The 19,287-nt window shown below is 69.5% G+C and carries 18 protein-coding genes; 15 read left to right on the top strand and 3 right to left on the bottom strand.

The features are described 5' to 3' along the window. The 9 genes from AC0NZN_RS01270 (at position 1) to AC0NZN_RS01230 (ending at position 9,250) form a co-directional block, all read left to right on the top strand. A complete protein-coding gene (locus AC0NZN_RS01270; protein WP_474590456.1) occupies positions 1-534 on the top strand; it encodes a DUF1697 domain-containing protein in 534 nt (177 codons plus the stop codon). Between the two features lie 83 nt (positions 535-617). Beyond that, on the top strand, positions 618-1,376 hold the full coding sequence (locus tag AC0NZN_RS01265; protein ID WP_474590455.1) for a YebC/PmpR family DNA-binding transcriptional regulator: 759 nt from the start codon (positions 618-620) through the stop codon (positions 1,374-1,376). A gap of 50 nt (positions 1,377-1,426) precedes the next feature. After that, a complete protein-coding gene (gene ruvC, locus AC0NZN_RS01260) occupies positions 1,427-1,984 on the top strand; it encodes a crossover junction endodeoxyribonuclease RuvC (RefSeq protein WP_474590454.1) in 558 nt (185 codons plus the stop codon). Between the two features lie 69 nt (positions 1,985-2,053). Continuing rightward, on the top strand, positions 2,054-2,671 hold the full coding sequence (ruvA, locus tag AC0NZN_RS01255) for a Holliday junction branch migration protein RuvA (protein ID WP_474590453.1): 618 nt from the start codon (positions 2,054-2,056) through the stop codon (positions 2,669-2,671). Next, the gene (ruvB, locus tag AC0NZN_RS01250) at positions 2,664-3,686 is read left to right on the top strand and encodes a Holliday junction branch migration DNA helicase RuvB (RefSeq protein ID WP_474590452.1); all 1,023 of its coding nucleotides are present in this window, start codon (positions 2,664-2,666) and stop codon (positions 3,684-3,686) included. The genes ruvA and ruvB overlap by 8 nt, the downstream gene beginning before the upstream one ends. 82 nt (positions 3,687-3,768) lie before the next feature. Next, positions 3,769-4,170, top strand: a complete 402-nt coding sequence (locus tag AC0NZN_RS01245; RefSeq protein WP_474590451.1) for a preprotein translocase subunit YajC — start codon at positions 3,769-3,771, stop codon at positions 4,168-4,170. 43 nt (positions 4,171-4,213) lie between these two features. Next, complete coding sequence (secD, locus tag AC0NZN_RS01240; RefSeq protein ID WP_474590450.1) at positions 4,214-5,956, top strand: protein translocase subunit SecD; 1,743 nt, start codon at positions 4,214-4,216, stop codon at positions 5,954-5,956. Then, positions 5,956-6,945: a protein translocase subunit SecF gene (secF, locus tag AC0NZN_RS01235; protein ID WP_474590449.1), complete on the top strand. Its 990-nt coding sequence runs from the start codon at positions 5,956-5,958 to the stop codon at positions 6,943-6,945. Before secD ends, secF begins: the two co-directional genes overlap by 1 nt. Before the next feature lie 55 nt (positions 6,946-7,000). Beyond that, entirely contained in the window at positions 7,001-9,250 is a 2,250-nt protein-coding gene (locus tag AC0NZN_RS01230; protein WP_474590448.1) for a RelA/SpoT family protein, read from the top strand. Here the strand turns inward: AC0NZN_RS01230 and AC0NZN_RS01225 are convergent. From AC0NZN_RS01225 to AC0NZN_RS01215, 3 genes are all read right to left on the bottom strand, one after another. Beyond that, entirely contained in the window at positions 9,220-9,780 is a 561-nt protein-coding gene (locus AC0NZN_RS01225; RefSeq protein ID WP_474590447.1) for a type IV toxin-antitoxin system AbiEi family antitoxin, read from the bottom strand. The two genes, AC0NZN_RS01230 and AC0NZN_RS01225, sit on opposite strands and share 31 nt — an antisense overlap. Before the next feature lie 66 nt (positions 9,781-9,846). Next, complete coding sequence (locus AC0NZN_RS01220; RefSeq protein WP_474590446.1) at positions 9,847-11,103, bottom strand: DUF349 domain-containing protein; 1,257 nt, start codon at positions 11,101-11,103, stop codon at positions 9,847-9,849. A gap of 85 nt (positions 11,104-11,188) precedes the next feature. After that, a complete protein-coding gene (locus AC0NZN_RS01215; RefSeq protein WP_474590445.1) occupies positions 11,189-11,443 on the bottom strand; it encodes a dioxygenase in 255 nt (84 codons plus the stop codon). Between the two features lie 108 nt (positions 11,444-11,551). On the opposite strand from AC0NZN_RS01215, the gene AC0NZN_RS01210 reads away from it, so the two are divergent. The 6 genes from AC0NZN_RS01210 (at position 11,552) to mltG (ending at position 19,278) form a co-directional block, all read left to right on the top strand. Next, positions 11,552-12,895, top strand: coding sequence for a replication-associated recombination protein A (locus AC0NZN_RS01210; RefSeq protein ID WP_474590741.1), 1,344 nt, complete (start codon positions 11,552-11,554; stop codon positions 12,893-12,895). A gap of 206 nt (positions 12,896-13,101) precedes the next feature. Further along, positions 13,102-13,731, top strand: coding sequence for a 30S ribosomal protein S4 (gene rpsD / locus AC0NZN_RS01205; RefSeq protein WP_474590444.1), 630 nt, complete (start codon positions 13,102-13,104; stop codon positions 13,729-13,731). A gap of 160 nt (positions 13,732-13,891) precedes the next feature. Beyond that, entirely contained in the window at positions 13,892-14,131 is a 240-nt protein-coding gene (locus AC0NZN_RS01200) for an ATPase (protein WP_474590443.1), read from the top strand. 64 nt (positions 14,132-14,195) lie between these two features. Further along, positions 14,196-16,862 (top strand): alanine--tRNA ligase, encoded by a 2,667-nt coding sequence (gene alaS, locus AC0NZN_RS01195; protein WP_474590442.1) that lies wholly within the window; start codon positions 14,196-14,198, stop codon positions 16,860-16,862. After that, positions 16,859-17,332 (top strand): Holliday junction resolvase RuvX, encoded by a 474-nt coding sequence (ruvX, locus tag AC0NZN_RS01190; protein ID WP_474590441.1) that lies wholly within the window; start codon positions 16,859-16,861, stop codon positions 17,330-17,332. Before alaS ends, ruvX begins: the two co-directional genes overlap by 4 nt. Then, positions 17,332-19,278: an endolytic transglycosylase MltG gene (gene mltG, locus AC0NZN_RS01185; RefSeq protein ID WP_474590440.1), complete on the top strand. Its 1,947-nt coding sequence runs from the start codon at positions 17,332-17,334 to the stop codon at positions 19,276-19,278. The genes ruvX and mltG overlap by 1 nt, the downstream gene beginning before the upstream one ends. The last annotated feature ends 9 nt before the right edge of the window (positions 19,279-19,287 follow it).

Genomic DNA, 19,287 nt, shown 5'->3' with positions numbered 1-19,287 from the left:
GTGACCGCCTGGGTCGCGCTGCTGCGCGGAGTCAACGTCAACGGCGTCACCGTGCGCAGTGCGGAGCTCGCCGAACTTTTCCGCGCGCTCGGTCTCGAGGGCGTGCGCACGGTGCTCGCGAGCGGCAATGTCGCCTTCGAGACGGATGTCGCGGCCTCCGGCCGCATGAAGCTCAAGGCGCGGATCGAGACGGCGCTGCGCGAGCGCTTCGGGTACGACGCCTGGATCCTGCTGCCCACGATGAAGGAGCTGGAGCGCGTCGTCGACGCGTTCCCGTTCGACGAGAAGGATGCCGGTCGCCAGCCGTACGTGATCTTCTGCGTCGACGACGCGACGCGGGACGAGATCCTGGAGGCGGCTGCATCCTTCGACGCGGACGCCGATCCCGTCGCAGCCGGAACAGGCGCCGTGTACTGGAATCCGCGCGTCGGGACGACCGTGGACACGTCTCTCGGCCGACTCCTCGGAAAGGCGCGGTTCAAGCCGTCCACCACCAGCCGCAACCTGCGAACGCTCCGGAAGATCATCGGCTGAGCTCGCCGTCGGCGGCCCGCGCAGGCCGCTGTTCTAGAATGGTCCGTCGGTGGGAGACGCCGCCGAGGAGATTCAGGAGCACCATGTCCGGGCATTCCAAGTGGGCAACGACCAAGCACAAGAAGGCCGTCATCGACGCGCGCCGTGCCAAGTCGTGGGCCAAGCTCATCAAGAACATCGAGGTCGCCGCGAAGCTCGGCGGCCCTGACCTCGCCGGAAACCCGACCCTGTTCGACGCCGTCCTGAAGGCGAAGAAGACCTCGGTCCCGAAGGACAACATCGACCGCGCGATCAAGCGCGGCGCCGGCATCGGCGGCGAGTCGGTCGAGTACGCGTCCATCATGTACGAGGGCTACGGTCCCAATGGCGTGGCGCTCATGATCGAGTGCCTCACCGACAACAAGAACCGCGCCGCCGCCGAGGTGCGCACGGCCCTCACCCGCAACGGCGGCACGCTCGCCGACCCGGGCAGCGTGGCCTACAACTTCACCCGGAAGGGCGTCATCGTCGTCAGCGGCGAGGGCGCGAGCGAAGACGACGTCATGCTCGCCGTGCTCGAGGCCGGTGCCGAGGAGATCGAACCGCACGCCCAGGGCTTCGAGGTCATCACCGAGGCCTCCGACCTCGTGCCCGTGCGCAGCGCGCTGCAGGAGGCGGGCATCGAGTACGAGTCGGCCGATGTCGAGTTCGTGCCGAACCTCAAGGTCGAGATCGACGCCGACACGGCCCGCAAGATCTTCCGGCTCATCGACGCTCTCGAGGACAGCGACGACGTGCAGAACGTCTTCAGCAACTTCGACCTGTCGGCCGAGGTCCAGGCGGAGCTCGAAGAAGACGAATGACCGGGGCGCGCCTCGGCCTCTCGCGGCTGCGGCTCGCCTAACGTGGGGGAGTGTCCACCCTCCGTGTGCTGGGTATCGACCCGGGTCTGACCCGCTGCGGCATCGGCGTCGTCGATGTCGCGCCCGATCGGTCGGCCGTGCTGGTCCACGTGGGCGTCGTGCGCTCCGCGACGGATGCGCCGATCGAGCGCCGGCTCGCGGCGATCGCCGCAGGCATCCGTGCGGTGCTCGAAGAGCATCATCCCGACGTCGTGGCGGTGGAGCGGGTGTTCGCGCAGAACAACCGCTCGACGGTCATGGGCACCGCCCAGGCCAGCGGCGTGGCGCTGCTGCTCGCCGCCGAGCGCGGCCTGGCCGCGGAGACCCACACGCCGAGCGAGGTGAAGGCCGCGATCACGGGCTACGGCAACGCCGACAAGCGGCAGGTGCAGACGATGGTTGCCCGCATCCTGCGCCTCGACGCCCTGCCGAAGCCGGCGGATGCGGCGGACGCCCTGGCCCTCGCGCTCTGTCACGCCTGGCGCCGCGGATCGGCGGTCGCGCAGCAGGGGCCGCTCACACCGGCGCAGCGCGCCTGGGCGGACGCCGAGCGGCTCGCGCGGCGCTGAGCGACCGCTTCTCCCGCGTCGGGGAGTGTCGCTCGAACATAGGTCCGAAGTGCCGGATAGGGTGAACGCATGATCTCATCGCTGCGCGGCTCGGTGCTGCACGTGTCCGACGACGGCGTCGTCATCGAGGTCGGCGGTGTCGGCCTTTCCGTCGCCGTCACTCCGCAGGTCGCACGCACGACCCACGTGGGCGATGACCTGCGCCTCCACACGACTCTCATCGTGCGCGAGGACGCGCTCTCGCTGTTCGGCTTCTTCGAGCGTGAGGAGCTGGAGGCGTTCGGCCTGCTCCTCGGCGTCACCGGGGTCGGCCCGAAGTCCGCACTCGGCGTGCTCTCGAGCCTGACCGTGACGCAGATCGCCGAGGCCGTGGCCGCCGAGGACGACGCGCCGTTCCGCCGGGTATCCGGCATCGGGCCGAAGACCGCGAAGCTCATCGTCGTGCAGCTGGCGGGCAAGATCGTCGCGCCGGCGGGCTCCGCACCTGCCGGACGGACCGACGCGGGCGTGGGTGCCATCGCCGTGCAAGTGGTGCAGGCGCTCGTGGGCCTCGGCTGGTCGGAGAAGGTCGCGGCGGAGGCTGTGGCCGCTGTCGCCGAGACGGCACCGGATGCGAGCGTCCCCGTGCTCCTGCGCCAGACGCTGGCAGAACTCGGCCCCGCGCGGAAGGAGTCCGTCGGTGGATGACCTGCGCGACACCGGCACGCCGGAGGACGAGTCCGAGCTCGCGATCGAGGGCGCGCTGCGCCCGGCGTCGCTGTCCGAATTCGTCGGTCAGCAGAAGGTCCGCGGGCAGCTGCAATTGCTCCTGGATGCTGCGCGCATCCAGCAGCGCCCGGCCGACCACATCCTGCTCTCCGGCCCTCCCGGACTCGGGAAGACCACCCTGGCGATGATCGTCGCCCATGAGAGCGCGCGGCCCCTGCGGCTCTCGAGCGGGCCTGCCATCCAGCACGCCGGCGACCTCGCGGCGCTGCTGTCGAGCCTCACGCCGGGGGAGGTCCTGTTCATCGACGAGGTGCACCGGATGGCGCGCTCGGCCGAGGAGATGCTGTACCTCGCGATGGAGGACTTCCGCATCGACATCATGGTGGGCAAGGGCGCAGGGGCGACGAGCATCCCGCTCGACCTCGCCCCGTTCACGCTCGTCGGCGCGACCACGCGCTCCGGCCTCCTTCCCAATCCGCTGCGAGACCGCTTCGGATTCACCGGACACCTCGAGTTCTACGAGCCGGAGGAGCTCGAGCGGGTCGTGCAGCGCTCGGCCGCCATGCTCGGCATCACGCTTCCCCCCGCGGCGCGCGCGGAGATCGCCCGCCGGTCGCGCGGCACACCCCGCATCGCGAACCGCCTGCTGCGACGCGTGCGCGACTACGCCATCGTCCACCGCACGGAGGCCGACGAGCAGTCGGTCGCAGCCGCTCTCGAGCTCTACGACGTCGATCCGATCGGACTGGACCGCCTCGACCGGGCGGTGCTCGAGGCGCTCGTCCGCCGCTTCCGCGGGGGGCCTGTCGGTCTGTCCACCCTCGCCGTCGCGGTCGGGGAGGAGCCCGAGACGATCGAGTCCGTCGTCGAGCCCTACCTGGTCCGCATCGGGTTCATGGGGCGCACACCCCGCGGCCGCGTCGCGATGCCGGAGGCATATGCGCACCTGCGGGTGCCGCACCCCGACGGGGCCCTTCGACTGGATGACCTATAATCGGGGAGGCCATCGGCCACCCCACAGCCCCCACGGCGACGACGCCTCGTCGATCGCCGTTATCGAAAGGTGCGATCTTCGCATGCAGTTCATTCAGCAGTACGGCCTGATCATCCTGTTGGCCGTCCTCCTCGTCTTCATGTTCTGGAGCTCGCGCCGTCGTCAGCAGAGGCAGAAGGCCGAGCAGGAGGCCAAGGCGAAGCAGACGCTTCCCGGTGCCGAGGTCATGCTCCAGGGCGGGCTGTACGGCACCATCGTCGAGTACGACGCCGAGAACCTCGACCGGCCGGCGATCGTCGAGATCGCACCCGGTGTCGACATCAAGGTGCACAGCCAGGCGATCCTTCGCGTCGTGACGCCCACCGAGGAGCCCGGAGCCCACGAGGCCATCGACGACGAGCCGGTGGCCGAGGAGCCCCACATCGAGACGCCCGAGGAGACCGCCGAGCGTCTCAAGGGCGAGAACGACTCCGACCAGAAGTGATCGTGGCGGCGTGAGCGCCGCCCGCAGAGAAAGCTGACCCTTCGTGGCCACATCCACTCCCGTCCGGCACGCGTGGCGCGCGCTGATCGGACTTCTCGTCGTCATCGCGGTGCTGTTCGGCATCAACGCGCTCGGCGTCTACGTCTTCAAGCAGAGTTCCTGGACTCCGTCCCTGGCCCTCGACCTCCAGGGCGGAACGCAGATCATCCTCGAGGCGCAGACGGCGAACGGCAGTGCGCCGACCACCGAGCAGATGGACCAGGCGGTGACGATCATCCGTCAGCGCATCGACGCCTCGGGCGTCGGCGAGTCGGATGTGACCACAGAGGGCGGCAAGAACATCGTCGTCCAGATCCCGGGTCAGGCCGACGAGCAGACGCGCAAGCGCATCGAGGCCTCGGCCCAGCTGCAGCTGCGCGCCGTGCTGTACGCCGGTGCCCCCGCGACCACGTTCGTGGGCACGGACGGGAAGACGACGCCGTATCCGACGCCCGATCCGTCGCTGCGCGCGACGCCGACGGCTGCGCCGACGAACGGCAGCGACACGAACTGGATCACGCCCGAGCTCCAGGCGCAGTTCCTGGCGTACGACTGCAAGGACCCGAAGAACGATCCTGCCGATGCGCCCAAGGACAAGCCCCTGATCACGTGCGACGCCAGCGGCCAGGTGAAGTACATCCTGGGTCCGGTGGAGCTGGACGGCTCCTCGATCAGCGACGCGACGTCCGGACTGAACCAGCAGAACGGTCAGTGGACCGTCAACCTGAAGTTCGACGACGCCGGCACGAAGACCTTCGGCGAGATCAGCCAGCGCCTCTACGGCGCGAAGGCGCCCCTGAACCAGTTCGCCTTCGTGCTCGACGGCACGGTGCTCTCGGCACCGTCGATGAACGCGGTCATCCTCGACGGCAACCCGAGCATCTCGGGGAGCTTCACGCAGACGTCGTCCCAGACGCTCGCCGACCAGCTGAAGTACGGCGCGCTGCCGTTGAGCTTCAAGGTCGTCAGCTCCGACACCATCTCGGCGACCCTCGGTTCGCAGCAGCTCATGATCGGCCTCGTCGCCGGCCTCATCGGTCTGGTCCTCGTGGCGATCTACTCGCTGATCATCTATCGCGCGCTGGGTTTCGTGATCATCGCCTCCCTCGCCGTGATGGGTGTAATCACGTACCTGATGCTCTGCATCCTCGCGTGGCGCATGGGCTTCCGTCTGTCTCTCGCCGGCGTCGCGGGTCTGATCGTGACGATCGGATTCACCGCCGACTCGTTCATCGTCTACTTCGAGCGAATACGAGACGAGCTGCGTGACGGAAAGACGATCACGGGAGCCGTCGAGGACGGCTGGGGGCGTGCGCGCCGCACGATCTACGTGTCCAAGTCGATCAACATCCTCGCCGCGGTCGTGCTGTACATCCTGGCGGATGCGACGGTCAAGGGCTTCGCGTTCACGCTCGGCCTCACGACCCTGATCGACATCATGATCTTCATCCTGTTCACGCACCCGGTGATGCAGCTCCTGGCGCGCACGAGGTTCTTCGGCTCCGGCCACAAGCTTTCGGGCATGGACCCCGAGGCCCTCGGCGCGGTCTACCGCGGCCGCGCCGAGTTCCGCGCGCCCGTGCCCACCGTCTCGAAGGGCCGGGTGGCGCGTTCGCGCGGTGAGGCCGAGCGGCGCCAGACGATCGCCGAGCGCAAGCAGGCGCAGGAGCTCGCCGAGGCGGGCAGCGTGAAGGCCGGCGGATCCTCCGGCGACGCGACGAAGAACTCCGCGAAGGGCGACGACTGATGGGCCGCATGAGCCAGTTCGGCAACGATCTCTACTCGGGCAAGGTCTCCTTCCCGTTCATCGGCCGGCGCCGGCTGTGGTTCATCATCGCCGGGACGCTCGTGCTCGCGTCGGTGCTGGTGCCGCTGTTCCGTCCGATCCAGTTCTCGATCGAGTTCACCGGCGGATCGCAGTTCACCGTGTCGAGCGTCGCGAACCCGAGCCAGGCGACCGCGACCGAGGCCGTGCACTCCGTGGTCCCGAACGCGACCACGAAGGTCACGACCGTCGGCTCGGACACCGTCCGCGTGCAGACCGACCAGATGACCTCCGCGCAGACCCAGGCGGTCTCCGACGCCCTCGCCACGGCGTACCACGTGGACAAGAGCAAGGTCACCGCATCCTTCATCGGCCCGAGCTGGGGTGCGGACGTCACGCGCCAGTCGCTGTATGGTCTCGCGATCTTCCTCGCGCTGACGTTCCTGATCCTCGCGCTGTACTTCCGCACCTGGAAGATGTCCGCGTCGGCCATCATCGGCCTGCTCGACGTGCTGATCATCACGGTCGGGGTGTACGCGGCGTGCGGCTTCGCGATCTCGCCGGCGGCCGTCATCGGCTTCCTGACGATCCTCGCCTACTCGCTGTACGACACGACGGTCGTCTTCGACAAGATCCGTGAGAACACTCAGGCGGACGGCGAGGGGATGACACGCACCTTCGGGGAGTCGGTCAACTTGGCCGTGAACCAGACGCTCATCCGCTCGATCAACACGACGGTCGTCGCCATCCTCCCCGTCGGCGCGATCCTGTTCATCGGCGTGTTCTGGCTCGGCGCCCAGACCCTCAGCGACATCTCGCTGTCGATCTTCGTGGGCATCATCGTCGCGGCCTACTCCACCCTGTTCGTCGCCGCGCCGCTGTACTCGCTCTTCCGTGAGCGCGAGCCCGCGATCAAGTCGCACGACGTCAAGGTTCGCTCCGCGCGTTCGAAGGCGGTCGCGGCAGTCTGAGGGGGATGCGCTGGCGCTACGATGAGAGAATCGTGCTGAGGGCGGGGGTGACGGGATGACCGAGACCGTCCCCTCTTCCGGCCAGTCCTCTCTCCGGCGCCTGGTGCCCAGGATCTTCTCGCGCTCTGCGCGCCGCGACGGCGTCGACCAGTTGCTGCGGACTGTCCGCGCGCATCATCCGAAGGGCGACCTCGCCGTCATCGAGCGCGCATACTCGGTCGCCGAGCGCGCCCACGATGACCAGAAGCGCCAGAGCGGCGAGCCGTACATCACGCATCCGCTTGCTGTCGCGCAGATCCTCGCGGATCTGGGGCTGGGTCCGCGCGCGATCGCGGCGGCGCTCCTCCACGACACCGTCGAGGACACCGACTACACGATCGAGGCACTGGCCGCCGACTTCGGCGACGAGGTCGCGATGCTCGTTGACGGCGTCACCAAGCTCGACAAGGTCAAGTACGGCGAGAGCGCGCAGGCGGAGACCGTTCGCAAGATGATCGTCGCGATGTCCAAGGACATCCGCGTTCTGCTCATCAAGCTCGCCGACCGGCTGCACAACGCCCGGACGTGGGGCTTCGTCCCGCCCGAGAAGGCGCAGAAGAAGGCGACCGAGACCCTCGAGATCTACGCGCCGCTCGCGCATCGACTCGGCATCCAGACCATCAAATCCGAGCTCGAGGATCTCTCGTTCGCGGTGCTGCATCCGAAGCTCTACGCGGAGATCGAGAGCCTCGTCCGACAACGCACGCCGCAGCGCGAGCAGTATGTGCACACCGTCATCGATTCGGTCGAATCCGACCTCCGGGAGCTCCGCGTGCGCGGGCGCGTCATGGGTCGTCCCAAACAGCTGTATTCGGTGTATCAGAAGATGGTCGTCCGCGGTCGCGAGTTCGACGACATCTACGACCTCATCGGCATCCGGGTCATCGTCGGGACCGTCCGCGACTGCTACGCGGTCCTCGGCGCCATCCACGCACGCTGGACACCGCTTCCCGGCCGGTTCAAGGACTACATCGCCACGCCGAAGTTCAACCTCTACCAGTCGCTGCACACGACGGTGATCGGTCCGGGCGGCCGCACCGTCGAGATCCAGATCCGCACCCACGAGATGCATCAGCAGGCCGAATACGGGGTCGCGGCGCATTGGAAGTACAAGGAGCGGATGACCGGCGGCAAGACCGACTCGAAGGCGCTCGACACCGACATGGCGTGGCTCGCGCGCATCTCGGACTGGCAGGCCGAGACCGCGGACCCCGGTGAGTTCCTCGACTCCCTCCGATTCGAGATCGGCGCCAAGGAGGTCTACGTCTTCACGCCCAAGGGGCGCGTCATCGGCCTGCCCACCGGCGCGACTCCCGTCGACTTCGCATACGCCGTCCACACCGAGATCGGGCACCGCACGATGGGTGCCAAGGTCAACGGCCGGCTCGTGCCGCTCGAGTCGACGCTGTCCAGCGGCGACGTCGTCGAGGTCTTCACTTCGAAGAATCCGGATGCAGGCCCCAGCCAGGACTGGCTGAGCTTCGTCAAGAGCACCCGTGCGCGCAGCAAGATCCGCGGCTGGTTCACGAAGGAACGCCGTGAGGAGGCGATCGAGCAGGGCAAGGAGGCCATCGCCCGGGCGATGCGCCGCCAGAACCTGCCCCTGCAGCGTCTGATGAGCCAGGACTCGTTCACCGAGGTGGCGCACCAGCTGCGCTACGAGGACGTGTCCGCGCTGTATGCCGCCGTGGGAGAGGGACACGTCTCCACGCAGTCGGTGATCGAGAAGGTCACGGCGCTCGTCAGCGTCAACGAGGTTGCGACCGGTCCCATCGAGATCCCGCATGTCGGGCGCAGCCGCCAGCAGCGCGCCGGCGATTCGGGGGTGCTGGTCCGCGGGGCTCCCGACATTCTGGTGAAGCTCGCGAAGTGCTGCACGCCCGTGCCGGGCGACCCCATCGTCGGCTTCGTCACCCGCGGGAGCGGTGTCTCGGTGCACCGGGCCGACTGCACGAACGTGAAGTCGCTCATGTCCGACCCGGAGCGCCTGATCGACGTGGAGTGGGCGCCCACCTCGAAGAGCGTGTTCCTCGTGCAGATCCAGGTCGAGGCGCTCGACCGCTCCGGTCTGCTGAGCGATGTGACCCGGGTGCTCAGCGAGCACCACGTCAACATCCTCTCGGCGACGGTGTCGACGACGAACGAGCGCCTGGCGCTCAGCCGCTTCGTGTTCGAGATGGGCGACATCGTTCACCTCGACCGCGTGCTGAACGCCGTGCGACGCATCGACGCCGTCTACGACGTGTACCGCGTCACCTCGTCCTGAATCCTGGTCCGCAGGATCTCACGTCCGACGCGCTTCGCCCAGATCGGCCCCTGTGCGTCCAGCCACTCCAGGGCACGGGGCGCCAGTCCTGGCTCCGCATCAGCGAGCAGTTCGAAGGCACGCCGGTGCCGCGCGTCGTCGACGCGTGCGAGGTCCGCCAGTGTCCGCTCCGGCGTGGTCACCCGTGCGCCGCCGATCAGGACGAGGTCGGTGTCGGGAACCTGCAGGTCGCGGTACTGAACGCGCACGTCGAACGTGCTGTGCGGGCGGCGCTCGGAGGCCCGCTGCACCGTGTGCCGCGCGGGCGGCTCCGGCATGGCGCCGAGCACCCACGCGGCGGTGAGGTGGGTTGCTGCCAGCGCGCTGCCGAGGAGCGGCAGCAGGGAGGCACCGCGCAGCGCCGCGGTCTCTACGGTGTCGGCGGGCGCGTACGCGTCGCCGACCTCGATGACGTGGCCGTCCAGACGTGCGGCGCACAGCTCGGTCGAGGAGAGGCGGTCACCGGGGTAGAAGAGGAATGCGCGGTGCATGCTCGGAAGCATGCCGCATCCGCGGCGGCGAGGAGTCGCCGCATCCCTCTGCTGTGGAGAACCGGCTCAGCCGCCCAGGGCTCGCAGCCACGCCTTGCGGGCGTCCAGCGCTTCGCGTGCCTGCGCGATGGCAGCGGTGTCGCCCGAGGCCTCGGCCGCGGCGAGCTCGGTCTCGAGCTTCTCGATCGCGTCGGTGAGCTGGCGGGTCATGTCGTTGGCGCGCGCCTTGGTCTCGGGGTTGTTGCGCTTCCAGTCGGCGTCCTCGCGGGTGCGCAGCGCCTGCTCGATCTTGCGGAGGTCGTCGTCGAGCGCACGCTCCTTGTCGCGCGGGAAGATGCGCCCGATCTCGTCCCAACGGCGCTGGATGCCGGTGAGCAGCGTGCGCGCCGCGGCGAGGTTCGACTCGTCGGCGACGGCGGCGGCCTCCACGAGCAGCTCCCGCTTCTGAACGATCTTCTCGCGGGATGCGTCTGCCTCCGCGGTCTCACGCTCCGAGCGGGCCCCGTACAGTGCGTCGCCGGCGGCCTTGAAGCGCGCCCACAGGGCGTCGTCGACCTTCTTGCCCGCACGGCCGGCGTTCTTCCACTGGTCGAGCAGCTCGCGGTAGGCGCCGATGCCGTCCTCGCCGCGCGGGGCGAGGGCTTCGGCCTTCTCGACCAGCCGGGTCTTGGCGTCCCGCGCGGAGCGGTGCGTCTCGTCGAGTTCGGCATAGAACTCGCGGCGGTGCCGGTCGACCGTCGCCCGGGCGTCACGGAATCGCTTCCACAGCTGCTGGGCCGTCGACTTGGGCAGGCGAGGTCCGTTCTGCTGCTGCGACTGCCACTGGTCGAAGAGCGCCGTCATCTCGGCCCCTGCCTCGCGCCACTGCACGGTCTTCGGATCGCGGGCGGCGAGCGCCTCGGCCTGCTCGACGAGTGCGGTGCGATCCCGGATCGCCTCGTCCACGGCCTCGCGTGCGGCGGCGGCCTCGGTCTCGGTGGCGGCGGACAGCGCGCCGATGAGCGCCTCGAGTCGGGCGTCGAGTGTCGCCAGGTCTCCGACGGCGGATGCGCCGGCCACCTTGGCGCGAAGCGTCGTGGCCGTGGAGCGCAGATCGGAGGCGGATGCACCGCCGCGGCGGTGGCGCACCTCGAGAAGCGTGACCTCACTGGCGAGATCCGTGTACTTGCGCTCGAAGTAGGCGAGGGCCTCTTCCGCCGAGCCGTCGGGGTACTGCCCGACGACGCGCCACTCCGCGCCTTCACGCACCGATACGGTGCCGTCGTCGTCGACGCGGCCCCAGGGCTCGCTCTGGTCGGGGGTGGATTCTGCTGTTGCAGTCACGGAAACACCTCGTGGCGGCGCCTCAGCGCCTATCGGGGGATGGACATTGCCAGCCTAGTATGCGGGCCGCGCCGGGCCACGGCGATCAGGACGCGGAGGGCGACGGCGAGGGGGAGTGGGTGGGTGACGGATGCGCGGCGCCGGGACCGACCGTGAAGTACGCGATCTGGCCGCCGACGATGGCGAGGATGAGGATGCCGCCGGCCACGCCCGCGACGACATCGTCGCGCCGGCGCCTGCGCAGCTGTCCGTCGTGGTACTCCTTGCGGGCGAGATACGCGCGATTGCGCTCCCGCACCTCGCGCGCGGCGCGCCCCTGCCCTCTGCCGCCAGTGGCCACGTGTCCTCCTTCGCACCGGCCACGCCGGGCGGGACGATCATACGCAGTCGCGGCCGCGCGCGCCCAACCAGCACCGAGCCGCGTGTCGGCTGCGGCGGATAGCCTGGCCTGGTGAGTTCGCCGACCGCACTGTTCCAGGGGCAGACGCCCCTCGCCGTGCGCATGCGGCCCACCTCCCTCGACGAGGTTGCCGGCCAGGCGCACCTCCTGGGGCCGGGCTCGCCCATCCGGGCGCTCGCGCAGGCGGATGCCTCGGCATCCACCCCCGTCTCCGTCATCCTGTGGGGGCCTCCCGGAACCGGGAAGACGACCCTCGCGCAGGCGATCGCGCGCACGTCCGGCCGCCGGTTCGTCGAGCTGTCCGCGGTCACCGCTGGGGTGCGCGACGTGCGGGAGGTCATGCAGGAGGCACTCACGCAGCGCGATCTCTACGGTGTCTCGACGATCCTGTTCCTGGACGAGATCCACCGGTTCACGAAGGCGCAGCAGGATGCGCTGCTCCCGGGAGTCGAGAACGGCTGGGTGGTTCTCATCGCGGCCACCACGGAGAACCCGTCTTTCTCGGTCATCTCGCCGCTGCTTTCGCGGTCGCTGCTGCTGACCCTCCAGCCACTGTCGGACGACGACCTCGGATCGCTCGTCGACCGCGCCGTGTCCGATCCCCGCGGGCTGAACGGCTCCGTGGTGCTCGCGGACGGCGCGCGCGCCGCGCTCGTACGGCTGGCATCGGGCGACGCACGGCGCGCGCTCACCGCGCTTGAGGCGGCGGCGACCATCGCCCTCGGCGCCGTGGGAGGCGACCGTGAGGAAGACATCACGCCGGAGGTGACCGCGGAGGCGATCGCGCAGGCGGTCGACCGGGCGCTGCTGCGCTACGACCGGCAGGGCGACGAGCACTACGACGTCATCAGCGCGTTCATCAAGTCGATCCGAGGATCGGATGTGGATGCGTCGATGCACTACCTCGCGCGCATGATCGAGGCGGGCGAGGACCCGCGGTTCATCGCCCGACGGCTCGTGATCTCGGCCGCCGAGGACATCGGCTTGGCCGACCCGCAGGCGCTTCAGATCGCCGTCGCGGCCGCCGACGCCGTCGCGTTCATCGGCATGCCCGAGGGGCGTATCCCGCTCGCGGAGGCGACAGCCTACCTCGCGACGACGGCGAAGTCGAACGCCGCCTATCTGGCGATCGACCAGGCCATCGCCGACGTGCGCAAGGGCGGCTTCGGTCGCGTGCCCGCACACCTGCGCGATGCCCACTATCCGGGAGCGAAGCGGCTCGGACACGGCAAGGGATACGTCTATCCCCACGACACCGACATCGGGATCGTGCCGCAGCAGTACCTGCCGGACGACTTGCGCGGCCGCAGATACTACGAGCCCACCGCCCACGGCCAGGAGCGCGACGTGCAGGCGCGGCTGGAGAAGATCCGCCGCATCCTGGAAGGCTGAGCGCCGATCCGCACCCCGCGCGGGGTCACGCAGGGGCGCCGCATCCCGTTCTGGTAGACTTCACAGGCTCGAAACCGAGTTTTCGGGCATCCCCTCTCTTCCACATACCTACCGGCATGCCCCGGCGTGCAGTCCGGACAGGGCGAAGACAGGCGATACGCCCGCGAGCCGTGAGAGACACGGCCGCGTCACGGAAGGAACACTTCGTGGTCACGAAGTCCCAGGACCGTCGCAAGGTGCGCCTGTCGCGCGCGCTCGGCGTCGCGCTCACCCCGAAGGCCGCCCGCTACCTCGAGAAGCGTCCCTACGCTCCGGGCGAGCACGGCCGCACCAAGCGCAAGCAGGACAGCGACTACGCCGTCCGTCTGCGCGAGAAGCAGCGTCTGCGCGAGCAGTACGGCATCCGCGAGAAGCAGATGCGCAACACGTTCAACGAGGCCCGCCGCAAGGACGGCCTGACCGGTGAGAACCTGGTCGAGCTCCTCGAGATGCGTCTGGACGCGCTCGTTCTCCGTTCCGGCTTCGCCCGCACCACGGCCCAGGCGCGCCAGCTGGTCGTGCACCGCCACATCCTCGTCGACGGCCAGCTCGTCGACCGCCCGTCGTTCCGCGTGAAGCCGGGTCAGCTGATCCACGTCAAGCCGCGCAGCGAGGGAACCGAGCCCTTCCAGGTGGCGGCCGCCGGCGGTCACGCCGACGTCCTGCCCCCGGTTCCGGGCTACCTCGAGGTCGACCTCGAGAAGCTCCACGCGCGTCTCGTGCGCCGCCCGAAGCGCGTCGAGGTCCCCGTGGTCGGCGACGTGCAGCTGGTTGTGGAGTACTACGCAGCCCGCTAGGGCCGCGGCCGGACGGGCGCGCAAGCGCCGCGTCCGAACGGGCACAGCCCGCTGAGCAGCCAACATCCAGGAGGGGTGCCGGGTTCTTCCCGGCGCCCCTCCTGCGTTCTCGCCTACGATGGGGAATGCCGCACCCGCGGCTCGACGCGAAGGAGATCCCGTGAAGCACTTCCTCTGGTTCGCGCTCGGCGTCATCGGCGGCTTCGTCGCAGCCCACTACGTCAACAAGGACCCCCGTGGCCGCGACGTCCTGGCAGAGCTCGACGCGCGCATCTCCGAGTTCACCGACCGGATCGCCGACGCGTACCACGCTCAGGAGGCCTCCTTCGCCGGGTCGGAGACCGCGGTCGAGGCCGCCGCCGGGGACGACGCATCCGACAGCCCGTCGTCCGCACTCTGAACACTTCTGTCCGCCGCAATCTCGCGGCGTGCTCTTTCGACCTGCCCTGAGGACGTGCACCGTCATGAAGACCGCTGAGATCGCGACGCGCTATCTCGACTACTTCCACAAGAACGACCACACCATCGTGCCGTCGGCGTCGCTGGTGAGCGACGACCCGTCGATCCTGTTCACGATCGCCGGCATGGTCCCGTTCATCCCCTACCTCACCGGCGTCGTGCCGGCGCCCTATGCGCGGGCAGCCGACGTGCAGAAGTGCATCCGCACGAACGACATCGAAGAGGTCGGCAAGACGGCGCGGCACGGCACGTTCTTCCAGATGCTCGGCAACTGGTCGTTCGGCGACTACTTCAAAGAAGGCGCGATCGGCTACGCGTGGGAGCTGCTGACCTCCTCCGAGGCCGACGGAGGCCTGGGCTTCGATGAGCGGGACCTGTGGGTGACCGTCTACGAGGACGACGACGAGGCCGCTCGTCTGTGGCAGAAGGTCGCGGGCCTTCCCGTCGACCGCATCCAGCGGATGGGCAAGGACGACAACTACTGGTCGACCGGGCAGCCGGGGCCTGCCGGCCCCTGCTCCGAGATCTACTTCGACCGGGGTCCCGCGTACGGCCGCGACGGCGGCCCGGCGGTGGACGACAGCCGGTTCACCGAGATCTGGAACCTCGTCTTCATGCAGGACCTCATCGCGGACGTGAAGAGCAAGACCGACTTCACGATCGTCGGCGAGCTGCCAAAGAAGAACATCGACACCGGGATGGGTCTCGAGCGTGTCGCCTTCATCAAGCAGGGCGTCGAGAACATGTACGAGATCGACCAGGTGCGTCCGGTCCTCGACCGCGCGGAGGCGCTCTCGGGCCGCAGGTACGGCGCCTCGCACGAGGACGACGTGCGCTATCGCGTGATCGCGGACCACATCCGGTCGTCGCTCATGCTCCTCTCCGACGGCGTCACGCCGTCCAACGAAGGTCGCGGCTACATCCTGCGTCGCCTCATGCGTCGGTCGATCCGCGCCATGCGGCTTCTCGGAGTCGACGGACCCTCGTTCCCCGAGCTGTTCACGGCCTCTCGCGACGCGATGGCGCCGGCGTACCCCGTGGTGGTCGACGACTGGGCGCGCATCTCGCAGTACGCCTACGCCGAGGAGGAGACGTTCCTCCGCACGCTCGCGGCCGGATCGACGATCCTCGATCTCGCCGTGTCGCAGACGAAGGATGCGGGCGCCGGCGCCCTGCCCGGCGCCGAGGCGTTCCTCCTGCACGACACGTACGGGTTCCCGATCGACCTCACCATGGAGGTCGCCGAGGAGGCCGGGCTGAGCGTCGACCGCGAGGCGTTCGACGCCCTCATGCTGGAGCAGAGGACGCGGGCGAAGGCCGACGCGAAGTCGCGCAAGCGCGCCATCGCCGACCTCAGCGTCTATCGCGACGTGCGGGCGCAGGGCGAGACGGTCTTCACCGGCTACACCGATCTCGAGACGGAGTCGAGCGTGCTCGGCATCCTCGTCGAGGGCCTGCCGGCGCAGCGAGCTGGGCAGGGTCAGATCGCCGAGGTGATCCTCGCGGAGACCGCGCTGTACGCCGAGTCGGGCGGCCAGGTCGCCGACAAGGGCGTCATCGTCGGTCCGGGGTTCGAACTCGAGGTGCTGGATGTGCAGAAGCCGGTGCCGGGGCTCGTCAGCCACACGGTCGAGGTGACCTCCGGCGAGGTCGGCGTCGGCCAGATCGCGACGTCGGTGGTGGATGCGGCCAACCGCCGCGCCGCCCGTCAGGCCCACTCCGCCACGCACCTCGTGCACGCCGCGCTCCGCGACACGCTGGGTCGCACCGCGACGCAGGCCGGCTCGCTGAACCGCGCCGGCTACCTGCGGTTCGATTTCGCGTGGGGGCAGGCGCTCTCACCCGAGACGAAGACCGAGATCGAGGAGATCGCCAACAACGCGGTGCGCGACAACCTCGAGGTGACGACGCGCGTGCTGTCGCTGTCGGAGGCCAAGGAGCTCGGCGCCATGGCGCTGTTCGGCGAGAAGTACGGCGATGTCGTGCGCATGGTCGACATCGGCGGCCCCTGGTCGCGCGAGCTCTGCGCCGGGACGCACGTGTCCACGAGCGCCGAGGTCGGCATCATCAGCCTCGTCGGCGAGTCATCGGTGGGCGCATCCAACCGCCGCGTGGAGGCGCTCGTGGGTCAGGACGCGTTCCGCGAGCTCGCGGCCGAGCGCGCGATCGTGTCGCAGCTCACGTCGCTCCTGAAGACGCCGCGCGAGAACCTGCCGGCGCGCATCGCCGAGCTGACCGCCGGTCTCAAAGCGGCGGAGAAGCGCATCGCGAGCTTCGAGGCCAGGGCCCTTGGTGAGCGCGTGCCCGAGCTCGTGTCGTCCGCGACCGCGGCCGGCGCCTTCCGCGTCGTCGCCGCCTCCGTCGGCCGCGCGGCCTCCGCGGACGACCTGCGCGGTCTCGTGCTGCAGGTGCGCGACCGCCTGGGGTCCGAGCCCGTGGTCGTCGCACTCGGCGCCGAGGTGGGGGACCGGCCGGTCGTGATCGTGGCCACCACCGAGGCGGCGCGCAGCGCCGGCGCCAAGGCGGGCGTTCTCGCCAAGACCGCGGCCGGCCTTCTCGGCGGCGGCGGCGGCGGCCGCGACGATGTCGCGCAGGGCGGCGGGACGGATGTGTCCGCCCTTCCGTCCGCCCTCGAGGCGATCGTGCGCGCGCTGGAGGCGACGCAGGCGTGACCGGTTTCCGCCGGGGTGTGCGGCTCGGCATCGACGTGGGCAAGGCCCGCGTCGGGGTCGCCCGGTGCGATCCCGACGGGATGCTGGCCACCCCGGTCGAGACCGTGCCGCGGGACGACGCATCCATCGCCCGCATCCTGACGCTCGCCGACGAGCACGACGCGTTCGAGCTCGTCGTGGGCCTGCCGGTGAACATGAGCGGTGACGACACGCCGTCCACGCACGATGCGCGCGAGTTCGCGGCGCTCCTGGCATCCTCGTCAGAACGATCCGTCAGGCTTGTGGACGAGCGCCTGAGCACGGTGTCCGCCCATGCCGCTCTGCGCGGTTCGGGCAGATCCCAGCGTTCGTCTCGTAGCATTGTGGATCAGGTCGCCGCGGTCATCCTCCTGCAGCAGGCGCTCGACGTCGAGAAAAGCAGCGGGAAAGCGCCCGGCAGCACTGTCGAACCCGCCCAGGAGCCCACCTGATGCCCGAACCCATGTCGTACGACGATCCCTTCGAGGACATCTTCGGCGACCGCCCATCCGCACGCCCGAACCGCTCGGTGTCGAGCACGGCCCCCGGGCCGGTCCGCACCTCGCCGGCCGTGCCTCCGCCGTCCTCCGGTCCGCGGCCGACGGCTGTCGCCGCGCAGACCGGCCATGCATCGGGCGCCGCCCAGGCCGCTGCCGCCGGACTCCCGGGGTCGCCCGCCGCAGGGGACACCGACCCGGAGCGGAGCACTGCTGAGCTTCCCGCACCCAGTTCGCGGCGAGCGGCCCGCGAGGCCGCCGCGCGCGCGGCCACGGGAGAGGTCCCGCCGACCGCTGCGCCCCCCAGCGCCCCGAGCCCCGATTCGGCTCCGGCCGCACCGACCGTTCCCACGACGGCTTTCCCGCTCGCGATGCCGGGATCGGCGCCCGTCGAGGCCTCAGGTTTCCAGCCGCTGCCGCTGCGACCGGTGCGCACGGTCTCGTGGGGCGACGACGCCGATAACGCGGGGTCCGGCGAGGACGATCCCTTCGGCGCCCCCCGCGATGCGGCCGCCCCCGGGCCGATGCGCACTCCGAACGGCACGGGAGCGAACCGCGTCGAGCCCGCCTCGACGGTCGCCCTCCCGCAGATCGACGGCGGACGGGCGACCGCGCCGTTCCTCGCCGACTCCGAGCCACTCCTGCCCGTGCGCAGGACGCCCGCATCCGCCGACGCGCTCGCCACGGCAGCGCGTGATGCTCAAGCGCCTGCGCGCACTGACGCGACGCTCGACGACCTGTTCGCCCACGCCGCGACACTTCCGAACGGAGGCGGCGGCAAGGGGAAGGGCAAGGGCAAGAAGGGCGGGTCGCACGGAGGCGGCCGCCTCGGCGGCTTCGTCATCCTGGGCGTCATCGTCGTCCTGATCGGCGGGCTCATCGGCGGCGGCATGTGGGCGTGGAACCAGTACGGCGGCAAGGTCCGTGAGGTGATGGGCTGGACCGAGCCGATCGACTACGCGTCCGGCAAGGCACACGGCGAGGCCACGATCACGATCAACGAGGGCGACAACGGCATGACCGTGTCCAAGGCGCTCGCGCAGGCGGGGGTCACCAAGACACCGCAGGTCTTCTACCAGATGCTCGTGAAGTCCGGGAAGAACCCCACGTTCTATCCGGGCGTCTACAAGCTGAAGAAGGAGATGACGTCGGCCGCGGCGCTGACGGCGCTCGATGATCCGTCCAGCAAGCTGCAGAACACGGCGCTCCTGCGTGAGGGACTCACCGAGGATCAGATCCTCAAGACCCTCTCGGACACGCTGAAGATCCCTCTCGACCAGTTCCAGGCCGCTGTGGCGAAACCCGCGGACTACGGCGTGACCGCCTCGAGCCTCGAGGGCTGGCTGTTCCCGGCGCAGTACACGTTCGGACCTGGCGTCACGGCTCAACAGGTCATCACGAAGATGGTGGAGCGCACCGTCCAATCGCTAGACAAGGCCGGTGTGGCGCAGGCGGATCGCCAGCGCATCCTGACCATCGCGTCGATCATCCAGCGCGAGGCGCGGAACTCGCAGGACTTCTACAAGGTGTCGCGCGTCATCGAGAACCGCCTGCAGCCGAACAACAAGGACACGTTCGGCAAGCTGCAGATGGACTCCACCGCGCAGTACGGCTACGGCCAGCTGCACAACGGCACCGCGAGCTCGTCGGCGGAGGCCCTCAAGGATCCGAACCCGTACAACACATACGTGCATCCGGGACTGCCGGTGGGACCCATCTCCAGCCCCGGTGATCTCGCGATCGACGCCGCGATGCATCCCGCCGACGGCACCTGGATGTACTTCACGACGGTCAACATGAACACCGGCGAGACCGTGTTCTCGACGACGTACGCGGACCAGGAGAAGGCGGTCCAGCAGATGCGCACGTGGTGCAAGGCGAACCCGAACTCGGGCTGCTGAGTCGGGTGG

This window comes from Microbacterium sp. sgz311019 (genome assembly GCF_056135325.1).
Note: the sequence above shows the minus strand (reverse complement) of the source record. Positions and strands in the feature narration are given on the sequence as shown.

Excerpts from the sequence above, each read along its gene's own strand:
- mltG (WP_474590440.1), top strand. The coding sequence starts at position 17,332 with ATGCCCGAACCCATGTCGTACGACGATCCCTTCGAGGACATCTTCGGC.
- ruvA (WP_474590453.1), top strand. The coding sequence starts at position 2,054 with ATGATCTCATCGCTGCGCGGCTCGGTGCTGCACGTGTCCGACGACGGC.
- alaS (WP_474590442.1), top strand. The coding sequence starts at position 14,196 with ATGAAGACCGCTGAGATCGCGACGCGCTATCTCGACTACTTCCACAAG.
- secF (WP_474590449.1), top strand. The coding sequence starts at position 5,956 with ATGGGCCGCATGAGCCAGTTCGGCAACGATCTCTACTCGGGCAAGGTC.
- AC0NZN_RS01225 (WP_474590447.1), bottom strand. The coding sequence starts at position 9,780 with ATGCACCGCGCATTCCTCTTCTACCCCGGTGACCGCCTCTCCTCGACC.
- AC0NZN_RS01230 (WP_474590448.1), top strand. The coding sequence starts at position 7,001 with ATGACCGAGACCGTCCCCTCTTCCGGCCAGTCCTCTCTCCGGCGCCTG.
- AC0NZN_RS01265 (WP_474590455.1), top strand. The coding sequence starts at position 618 with ATGTCCGGGCATTCCAAGTGGGCAACGACCAAGCACAAGAAGGCCGTC.
- AC0NZN_RS01245 (WP_474590451.1), top strand. The coding sequence starts at position 3,769 with ATGCAGTTCATTCAGCAGTACGGCCTGATCATCCTGTTGGCCGTCCTC.